Source organism: Thermogutta sp., assembly GCF_014359955.1.
GTDB lineage: Bacteria > Planctomycetota > Planctomycetia > Pirellulales > Thermoguttaceae > Thermogutta.
This window is the reverse complement of sequence record NZ_JACIYL010000085.1, coordinates 1-9,770: the sequence shown is the minus strand read 5'-3', so window position 1 is coordinate 9,770 and position 9,770 is coordinate 1. Positions and strand designations below refer to the sequence as shown.

The 9,770-nt window shown below is 56.5% G+C and carries 8 protein-coding genes and 1 pseudogene; 3 read left to right on the top strand and 6 right to left on the bottom strand.

Features of this window, described 5'->3' with window-relative positions; translation table 11 throughout:
• From H5U08_RS04460 to H5U08_RS04435, 6 genes are all read right to left on the bottom strand, one after another.
• Positions 1 to 1,158: sulfatase (locus H5U08_RS04460; protein ID WP_297030648.1), on the bottom strand; the 1,158-nt coding region annotated here is incomplete at its 3' end.
• Positions 1,159 to 1,274: 116 nt separating this feature from the next.
• Entirely contained in the window at positions 1,275 to 2,744 is a 1,470-nt protein-coding gene (locus tag H5U08_RS04455; protein WP_297030646.1) for a pectate lyase, read from the bottom strand.
• A 179-nt stretch (positions 2,745 to 2,923) separates the two neighbouring features.
• The gene (locus tag H5U08_RS04450; protein WP_297030643.1) at positions 2,924 to 4,261 is read right to left on the bottom strand and encodes a Gfo/Idh/MocA family oxidoreductase; all 1,338 of its coding nucleotides are present in this window, start codon (positions 4,259 to 4,261) and stop codon (positions 2,924 to 2,926) included.
• A 188-nt stretch (positions 4,262 to 4,449) separates the two neighbouring features.
• Positions 4,450 to 5,619, bottom strand: coding sequence for a DUF1570 domain-containing protein (locus H5U08_RS04445; protein WP_297030641.1), 1,170 nt, complete (start codon positions 5,617 to 5,619; stop codon positions 4,450 to 4,452).
• A 34-nt stretch (positions 5,620 to 5,653) separates the two neighbouring features.
• Positions 5,654 to 7,057 carry an SPFH domain-containing protein gene (locus H5U08_RS04440; RefSeq protein WP_297030638.1) on the bottom strand — a complete coding sequence of 468 codons (1,404 nt, stop codon included), beginning with the start codon at positions 7,055 to 7,057 and terminating at the stop codon, positions 5,654 to 5,656.
• Positions 7,058 to 7,183: 126 nt separating this feature from the next.
• Positions 7,184 to 7,693: a hypothetical protein gene (locus H5U08_RS04435; protein ID WP_297030636.1), complete on the bottom strand. Its 510-nt coding sequence runs from the start codon at positions 7,691 to 7,693 to the stop codon at positions 7,184 to 7,186.
• Positions 7,694 to 8,081: 388 nt separating this feature from the next.
• Between H5U08_RS04435 and H5U08_RS04430 the strand changes: the two genes are divergently transcribed.
• From H5U08_RS04430 to eno, 3 genes and pseudogenes are all read left to right on the top strand, one after another.
• A complete protein-coding gene (locus H5U08_RS04430) occupies positions 8,082 to 8,303 on the top strand; it encodes a hypothetical protein (protein WP_297030634.1) in 222 nt (73 codons plus the stop codon).
• A gap of 43 nt (positions 8,304 to 8,346) precedes the next feature.
• Positions 8,347 to 9,012 (top strand): HEAT repeat domain-containing protein, encoded by a 666-nt coding sequence (locus tag H5U08_RS04425; protein WP_297030631.1) that lies wholly within the window; start codon positions 8,347 to 8,349, stop codon positions 9,010 to 9,012.
• Positions 9,013 to 9,377: 365 nt separating this feature from the next.
• A pseudogene (gene eno / locus H5U08_RS04420) lies at positions 9,378 to 9,770 on the top strand (phosphopyruvate hydratase); the annotation flags it as partial.

Here is a 9,770-nt window from a genome sequence, read left to right as displayed (position 1 = left end):
CCATTCCCGGTAGGCGGCCTGCTTATTACGATACTCGTTGTAGAGGCCGTCAAAGTTGAAAGGTTGGTAATTTCGCCAGTAAGTATATTTGCCCTTTCGCAGAAAACGGACGAGGTCATATTTTTCATCAAAGCGATCGGCGTAGCCGAAGGCCTGGTTCCTCTGATTGAGTTCTTCCGGTGTGACACCGGGTCCCAAAAACGGTTTGCCGTCCATTCCCTCCGGGATCGGCACGCCGGCGAGGTTGAGTACCGTGGGACCCAGATCAACGAACTGAATGACCCCATCCACCCGTGAGCCACGCGGTGCAGGGACCAGGTGCTGCCAGTTTTTGGGAACATACACAATCAAAGCAACGTGCAAGCCGTCCTCCCGGGCATACCCCTTGCTGCCGGGCAAGACACCGCCGTTGTCACCAAATTGAAAGATGAACGTATCATCGAGTAGTCCATCCTTTTCGAGCTGCCGAATAAAATCGCCGATCTGTCGATCGACTTCGCGCTGCAGATCCAGACAATGCGCGTATTTATTTCTGAAAAGGGGCGTATCGGGATGGTAGGGAAACAAGACAACGGAGTTGGGATCCGTTTCCAGCTCGGAATTGTCTTTATTGGGGAATAACTGACTCTCGTGGGTTCGGCCAAAGTTTTGAACATGAAAAAATGGTTGCCCCGGTCGCCGGTTGCGGTAGCTGGCCCGCGGCGAAGATTCGTCCCACACATCTGCCTTTTCGGAAGGGGCAAAATTATAATCCTCTTTGCTGTTATTCGTCGTATAGTAGCCGGCCTGACGCAGGTACCAGGGAAACATATGCAGGCCTGGGGGAAGCTTCACCGGCAGGATTTTCCGGTGCCACTGCGCACCCAACCGCGGTGCGTAACAGCCGGAGATGAGGGTACTTCGGGCTGGCGAACAAACGGGTGAGCATGAATAGACATTATTAAAAACAATTCCCTCTTTCGCCAATCGTTCCACGTTGGGCATCGGTGCCCCTGCCGGATTATAGAGCCGATACCAGCATGCGGCGTTGTCCTCCGTGGTCAGCCAGACGATATTCGGTCGCGGTGCAGCGCCAAACGCGAAAGGTGTGGCCGCGCAAAGGCCCAATCCCACAGCCAGCACTCCCTCCACCAACGCCAGCGTTGTGCAACGTCTCATGCGATGATCTCCCCAAGCCAGAAGCAGCCAATCGCTATGTAAACAACATTCGAGCGTCGTCCTCGCATCAGGATGCCGCTCTTTCAGAAACTTTTATCCCGTGTGATATTCGGAGATTATTCTTTTCGCACAGCTGCAAGATATTGAGCGAGTATTCCGATATTTTTGATGAACGTTCGCGTGGTGATGATCCGATTTCCAGTTTGATCTTTCCCGATGGTTTTGAGGCTCCCTTTCTCGACCCAACGCCCCTGTTCATCCAACTGTCTTACCACTTGTTCCGCTGATCGCACCAGATCGGGAGAGAGAGCAGGGGAGGGAGCTTCCTTTTTCCCCAACGGTTGCGGTCCTGTGCGGCGAGCGCGTTCATAAAGCTGTCGGATACTGCCAATATCATTATCTACTTTGAAGGCATAGTGCGTCGGGAGATCTGCATCACTGTATGTTAACTGATAGTCCTGTGTGAAATACAAGGGCCGATTCGTCTTCAATTCATAAAATCGTGCTAACTTTCCATCGGGAAGTAAAGACCGCTCAAGATAGGCAAGAGCGCGGGGAAGAGGATCGAGGAAGCGTGATTCCTCCAGCTCGTGAAATGCCAGAATCAGTGCCCGCAGCACACCCTGTGATTCTCCGCCAGAGATGGCCGGCGGCTCGAACTTCCGTGCCCAGCAAGGGTGCATTTGGGCATCGTACTGCTGGGCCCAGGCGGGCTGTGGATCCGGCATCTGGGCTTTTAATAGGAACTCTGCGGCTCGTTGGGCTGCCACACGATATCGTTCGTCTCCGTACACCCGCCAGGCCAGAAGCACTGTTTTAAGGGCATCGTTATGTGCGTTGTCGTTGAGAGTGTAACAATCGTAGTAAGGCCTGCCCGGCCACTGGCGCGGCCCGTCCACTGGATAAGAGGCCGGCACGTCCGGATAACTCTCGGGGCGAGGTGGTTCGCTGAATCGCTGGGGCCAGCCTCCGTTAGGACGTTGCACCGCCAAAAGAGAATTCAGCCCGTAAAGAACCGCTTCATGGACCTCTTTGTCGGCCATTCCTGTTGTGCGATCGAACTCGATCAGGAACTGCAGCGCCGACTGTGTCGTATTGTCGTCGAGCGTTGACAAGTTTCGTGCTTTCTCACCACCACTTGGCGGCTGACGGTAACGGTAGTTCCTCCGCAGGTCCGGCGAAAATTCGATTCGGTAATCCCAGCCCCCCGAAACGAGTTGGCCTTTCACAAGTGCATGAGCTGTGCGGGTAGCCGCTTGAAGACAAACGGGCTCCTTCGTCAGGCGAAACGCGTTGAGCAGCGCCATTCCGACACTCGGACTGCCCGGTGGTTGCACCCAGGCCGTTGACGGTGACGCCGGCCCCTCACCTTCGCGAAAGCGCAAATCCTCGGAATACGCCCATACGTAACCCCCTTCGACAGAAACTTGCTCGTCAAAGAATCGCACGGCCCGCACAAGAGCCTCATGGGCTTTTCTGGGAAGAGCGGGATCCTGTCCTGTGATTGGAAGCGCGTAACCGCGTCTGGAAAAGGCATAAAGCCCAATGGCGCTTCCTATTTGCTGGCAAAATTCGCGACGTCGCACAGAATGCCTCCCCCAAACTCGATGTCGTTATTTATTTGCATCGAGCGTGTTTCGCCCGCGGTAATGCGTACGGACGGGTCAGGTTCAAACGACAGAGTCGCAGCCGGGGCGAGGTTCCGGGTCCCCAACCCCGGCTGCCGGTCAATATTCAGCCGTTACAGAAACGGTGGTCAATACAATCAAATAAATTTGGTGATGCCCGGAATCGCCACGGGATAACGACCGTTTTCGTCCGGGACGATGGGCGGTGTCGCGTCCCACGTGTATGCCGACGGGGCGAGCACCTCCTTGGAGTTGATCGCCTCTTCCCAGGTGATTCTCTGCCCTGTGTACGTGGCCATCCGCCCCATAATGGCCATCATCGTGCTGCGGGCCATGTACACGCCGTTATTGATCGGTTCACCCTTGCGGATCGCTGAAAAGAGTGCGCGGTGTTCTTCGACATACATATTCGGACTTTCGCCCTGATATTTCCAGGACTGTTCTCCCTCGATTCGCCATTGATTGAGAATGATTGCCCGGCCTTTTGTGCCGAAGACATGATCCGTTGTGTCGTTCCAGCAATTAGCATGCTGACGGCAATAGGAGTAGACGCGAACACCATTCGGATACTCATAGCAAACGGCATGGTGATCGTAGATATTGCCATAGCGGGGCATTTCCGTTCTCACCTGGCGTCCACCCAACCCCCAAGCAACGGCCGGCGGCTCATCGTGCATCACCCAGAGGGCTTTATCCAAACTGTGGATGTGCTGTTCCACATTGTGGTCCCCGGAGAGCCAGGTGAAGCAATACCAGTTCCGCAACTGAAACTGCATTTCGGTCAATTTTGGATCGCGATCGCGTCCACCGATATGACCTGTATTGTAAGTTTCCTGAATCGCGATGATGTCGCCCACCGCTCCGTCCTGGATCCGTTTGACGGTTTCGACAGTCGCCCGGTGGTATCGCCAGCAGAGGCCTGACACCAGGCAGAGCCCTTTCTGACGTGCCAGTTCTGTGCTTTCAAGGACGGAACGATAACCGGCGGCATCCACTGCCACCGGTTTTTCCGCGAAGACGTGCTTTCCGGCTTCTACCGCCGCCTTGAGATGAATGGGGCGGAAATGCGGCGGCTCGCACAGAAGTACCACGTCCACGCCCGCTGCAATGGCACTCTTGTACGCCTCGAAGCCGACGAAGGAGGTTTCGGGAGTTACCTTGACGCGATCAGGAAACTGCTTTTTCAAGGCCGCGAGGCTGCTCTTCAAACGGTCTTCGAACACATCAGCCATGGCGACAAGGACAGTTCTTGGATCCGCCTCCAGGGCATTGGCTGCGGCGCCGGTTCCCCGTCCGCCGCATCCAATGAGGGCAATTTTCAAAATCGGCTCTTCTCCAGCAGCATGAGCCATTCGAGCGATCGAGACACCGGTCAGCGCGGCGCCTGTCACCAACCCGGTTGTCTTGAGGAAATCTCTTCGAGTGGGAGCAGACGGCTTCGTTGTTCCGCGAGATGCTTGCTGTGAACGTGTCATGACGAACTCCTTCCTTCAAAACCGGACCTGACGCTTCTGCGTTTGCAGGGGGGCACGATGCAACGCTACAACGGATGTGTGGAACACTCTGGCGAGAATTGTGCAACCCGAATTCGCCCCTTATCTTATTTCGAACCCCCTCAAGGAACAAGCGTCCGGCCGTTATTGGCTTAGCTCGGCGAGAGGAGTCAACGCAGACGCGAAACGAAACGGACAAGCTGCGCGTCGAGGGCCTCAACATTTCCGAAGATTTCCGTGAACTGGCGGATTCTTTCTTCTGGGGAGTCATAAACCAGGGGCGGCTTTTCTCGCAGCCGCTTGAGGTATTCCAAAAAAGCGCTTCGTTTCTGCTGGAGCAGGAAATACGTCAATGCCCAGGCTTCGGCGTAGGCGTCCAAGGCGGTTTCCGTGCTCTGGAAGCGTGCATTGTCGCGAATGAGCGTTATCAGCGAATCATCTGGTCTTCTGGCAAGATAAGTGCGAAAACGGTCCAGCCGGGATTGATTGACCACCCCCACTGTGGCCCAGCCGCGCGCACTTCTCAAGTCAGGTGTCTCAAAGAACATGGCCAGCCCCTCGGCCACCCACTGAGGCGTATCGGTCCAGCGGCAGGTGATCCCGCAGTTGTTGGCCAATTGGTGAGTCGCCTCATGCACAACCGTGGCAATGCTTTGCCGCACGTTCGGGCTTTGCACAAATCGGGCGATCTGCACGGCCGTCGCAGTCCCGCCGCTCCCGGTCAGGTCATACATCGTGACGACGTTCGTCACCAGGTTGTAGTGCCCCTGAATTTTCTCAATACCATCGCCCACTTCAGCCCGGCAATGCGCCACATACTGCTCACGAGTTGAGAAAATGATCACAACAAGGGGAAACTCCGGTTTCTCAATGGTGACCCCTTTGTTGGAAAAATACGCGGTAAACCCGGCATAAAGTCTTTCCAAAAGACTCCCACACCAGCGTGCATAATCGCGAGAGGTATTGTGTAAAACCACATAGTGGGCCGTTTGATAGATTTCAAAACCCGAGGGCAGTTGCGTCAGCCACCACCGAGCGACATCCTCCGGAGTTGCCGGTGCGAACTGTGCGGAATCGTGGGATACAGATACGATTTCGGCCGGCGCAAGCGGGAGCAAACGCCCTTCTGGCGTTAGCAGGAGGACCCCACCGTCCACGGCCTGCACAAGAATTCGGCCACGGTGTGTGAGGACGCTCTCGCCCTCTTTGACTTGCACGACGTCCAGCGAATAGCCGACAGCAGCAAAGCTCCCCAGTAACAGCAACAAAACGGCTGTGAGCCAGCAGACGGCAACTCTCGAAAAGACGGCTGGTTGAGAGACACGTGTTACTCCACTCATCCCGTCAGCACATATCTGAAAAATGGGAGGTGCCTCAGTAAACGTCTTCTCCACTCAATTGTTCCTCCACCCGATCAGCCTGCCATGCGAGGGCCGGGAGTATTCGGGCGACGTCGAAAATGGTCATCGTCGAGGCCGGAACGGTGGTCTGGAGAATGATGACTTCCTGACCATCCAGCTTGTCGTACGCAAAAGCTCCGATGGCCAATCGGGCATTGAATCGCAAAAGAGTCGCGGCGTTTTTTTCGGTAGCCGGACCACACACCGACCAGAAACGTACCACCCGCTCACCGGCGGACCGTGGCTGATAAACACCACACCAGACAATTTGCTTGCGGAGATTTCCCACGGGGACAAGCACCTTCAGCTTGCCCGCCGTCTCTTCCACCTGATAGCCGGACCGAGACGCAAATTCCCGGACCAACGCAACGGGATCGCTGGTGGCTTCAGCCGCACCTTTTTCTGGTTGCTGAACCGTCTGTGCACCTCCCGCCATCACCGGAGCACCCATAGGACCGGGAGCCGGGGAAGAACCTGGCGGTGTTGCAACGGTTGGCGCCCCAGGCGTGGCACCCGGCGCCGGCGGAATGGTACTGTCCCGCATCGCTTCGCGAATCATGGCCGGTAACATCATGCCGAATCCAGCGCCATAGCCCATTCCCATGGCGCCGCTGCCCTCGCCATGTCCCTCGGCCAGCTTTCCCAAACTCTGGGCAATTTGAAACTTTAAATAGGCGTCCAGATTCCCAATGGCCCCCATGCCACTGCGTGCGTCGATCATGCGCTGCACTTCTTCGGGCGGAGTTATGGCGTTGATAAAAAAGTCCACAATCTCCAGTCCGTATTTGGCGAAATCTTCTGCCACTTTGGCCCTTGCCCCGGCCGCCAGTTCGTCATAGCGGGAAGGAAGATCAAGGAGGCTGATATTGAGGCTGCCCAGAAAATCGGTGAGACGAGCGACAATGAGGTCCTTCAGGAAATTGGTAGCCTCCTCGGTCGTAAACTTGCCTTGCGTCCCCACGAGCGTGTTGATGAGAACGACTGAGTCCCTCACCCGGAATGAAAACTTGCCGAAACTCCGCAGACGGACCATCCCAAGCTGCGGGTCGCGATAGACAATGGGTTGGCGGGTTCCCCATTTCTGATCCAGAAACGTCTGCTTGCCCACGAAATAGACGGAACATTGAAAAGGGGATTTCTCCCATGGAATTGTCAGCAGTCGCGTGATCAGGGGCACGTTGGCCGTTGTCAGTGTGTAGCGTCCGGGCCCAAACCGGTCGAGGGCTTTGCCGTCGCGAAAAAAGACGGCCTCCTGGTTTTCATAAACAATGAGCTGCGCACCCAGTTTGATATCCGCTGATCCTTCCGGCGGAATGCGCTGAATCAGCGAGCGGTTTGTCTCATCGAAGAATTGGATCACTTCCAGGCGCACGCCCATGGAACAGTCTCCTCTGCCGATTCTGTCGAGATCATACACTCGCCCCGGTCACTCGATTATCCACATACGCGATCAACTACCGCGCGTCCGTTCCTTTTGGAGCGCGTAAGAGCCAGGGGGCACGACTCATCGCAGACCAGCGAGAATCTCTTCCCGCGCGTCCCACAAGCGATGAAACTCTTCGAGCGAAGCGACCACCTCGTCGATCGCGCAGGACAGGTCGGAAGGGCACTTGGGCAAGCGCTCGATCGCCGTGGCGAGCTCCTCCACCTTCTCCGCGAGAGATACATCATATTCGTAGACTCGATCGAGCACCGCTTCGTCAATTTTGACAAGGTCGAAGAAGCCGCTATAGCCTTCCATGGCCCCTCGCACCCGCGCGATGAGGTGATCGATCCGGCTACGCACCTGATCCAGCTTGGCGAGCTGGTCCACGTGGCCGCCTTCGGCCAGCAATCCCATCAGGTTGTCGATGGCCCGCTTTGCCCGCTCGAGGCGACTGGCCAGCCACTCGCGCTGGAGGTTGTCACTTTCTCGACGGTACTCCTTTTCCAAATAACCCCGGAAGCCAGGCACATATCTGAGGATGGTCTCGACCCAATTGCGTTTTTTCGTATGGTCGGCCGGTTCAATCATGACACTCGCTCCTTCCCTTTGCACCCAATGGACCGCAAACCACCCCGCGACAAACACCCGCAGGTCGAGACCGCCTCATGGAACATGCGCAGGGGGTGGCCACCACCTGTTATCATATCACATCCCCTTACCGAGGGCGAATAGTTGCCGCCGATTTCGCAACGGTCTTGTGAATCCTGGTCTGTTCAGAAGCAGGAGTCCAACTCTGCTCGGGCCGATTGTGGAAAGACCAGCGGGCAGTGAAGCGGTTCAGGGTAGCACCGCCCCCATTGCCGCGATGTCGCTGCTCCCTTCAAAAAGCAAGCAAAATGAATCTTGGCAAACTGAACAGAATTGAGTAAGTTTCCCCGACAGTCATTTGCGGGGCCGTTTCGACCGAGAGGCGTTTTTGGAGCGACGATCCACGGCTTTCGCGAGTGCTGATAAAGAAAGCCTCCGCAAGCCAGGCGAGAAAGTGCCTGGAGGAACGGTGGTGCCGCTGGCAACCCGCGTTCCCGACGATTCTCCCTGGTGTTTTCAGGCACCGGCGGGACGCCTGACCTCACGCTTTGGCGGAAACGTGCATGTCGATCGTGCCATCCACATCAGAAATGCATCTAACGAGATTTGACAGACCACGGCGGCCGGCGCCGCCAGGAGGGCCAAGGTCCCGTGTGCTCGGTGGAATCTGCATCCTCCTTGTGGTCGCAGCGGGGTGTAGCAGTTCGGACAGTTTTTTGCGAAAGAAGAAGACATCGCAGGATGTTCCGCTGCCTCCGGGAGTCGTCGCCCCCCGAGATAAGCTCCAAAACTGGCAAAAACTGGTCAAAAGCGCAACAAGTCCCAGCGCTAAAACCAATGCCGCCCGACAACTGGAGGAAGCCTTCTTTGCGGAGGATGACCCGCAATTGAGGGCGGAGCTTCTCCGTCTTATGGGACAGTTGAACGTGCCACCGAGCGAGACACTTGTGGAACGTGCCAAGAGCGACGACGAGCCAAGCGTACGGATCCAATTGTGCCATTTGCTCGCCAAAAGTCCGCCTGGTTCCGCCACACAGGTGCTCGCTGAACTGGCCCTGAACGACATGGATCAGGACGTTCGCCAGGCGGCTATCAAGGCCCTCGGCCGACTGAGGGACCCTCATGCGAGCGAGGTTTTGGCCAAACTGCTTCGCAACCGCGACCCCGCCATCCAGTACCTTGCGGTGCAATCTCTCAAACAGACCACCGGCAAGGACTTCGGTATGGACCTCAAACAATGGGAAGCCTACGTTTACGGCAACTCTCCAGCCGACGACGGCCAGCCTGCTTTGGCAGAAAAAACTTCTCCACGCTACTAACGACTTTTGCGGCGTGTCCGGCATTTCCGGGCGCAATTGAAAGCATCTTGCTCATCTATTTGTCAATTCGATCTGGCAGAATGGTCTCCGAAGTCAGGTTCGACCTTCTTGGGAATTTGCCCGATCCCTTTGCCGAATGGAACGCCCTGTCTGGTCGTCCCAGCCGTTTTGCATCACAATAAGTGTTTTACTCCGGGGTGCGGGAGGTGAGCGCAGCAGTCGTGCCGGGGCATTCTGTTCGATCGGTGTGTATCGGAAGGTCCCACGATTGCTGGAAGGGCGTGTTGTCAAGTGAAAAAAGCTACCGGGAGGTCCCAGGAAAAGCTTTTGAGCCCGTGTCCTGAGTCGCAAGAAAGGATGGAACGATGAGCTCCACGATTATTGACATTGTTGGTCGGCAGATTTTGGATAGTCGCGGAAACCCGACGGTCGAGGTGGACGTGCTCCTCGAGGACGGCTCGTTCGGTCGGGCGGCGGTCCCCAGCGGAGCGAGCACGGGAACCCGGGAGGCCCTGGAACTCCGCGATGGCGACAGCAGCAAATACCTCGGCAAGGGGGTGACCCAGGCGGTTCGGAACATCAATGAGAAATTGGCCGACGAAATCTGCGGCATGGACGCCCTGGACCAGACGGCCATCGACAAACTGATGATCGAACTGGACGGCACTGAGAACAAGAGTCAACTAGGTGCCAACGCCATCCTCGGCGTCTCTCTGGCCGTGGCCAAGGCCGCTGCTCGCCGCCGTGAGCATGGAGAC

Coding starts and splice junctions, on each gene's coding strand:
- H5U08_RS04450 (WP_297030643.1), bottom strand. CDS start 4,261: ATGACACGTTCACAGCAAGCATCTCGCGGAACAACGAAGCCGTCTGCT.
- H5U08_RS04445 (WP_297030641.1), bottom strand. CDS start 5,619: ATGAGTGGAGTAACACGTGTCTCTCAACCAGCCGTCTTTTCGAGAGTT.
- H5U08_RS04440 (WP_297030638.1), bottom strand. CDS start 7,057: ATGGGCGTGCGCCTGGAAGTGATCCAATTCTTCGATGAGACAAACCGC.
- H5U08_RS04435 (WP_297030636.1), bottom strand. CDS start 7,693: ATGATTGAACCGGCCGACCATACGAAAAAACGCAATTGGGTCGAGACC.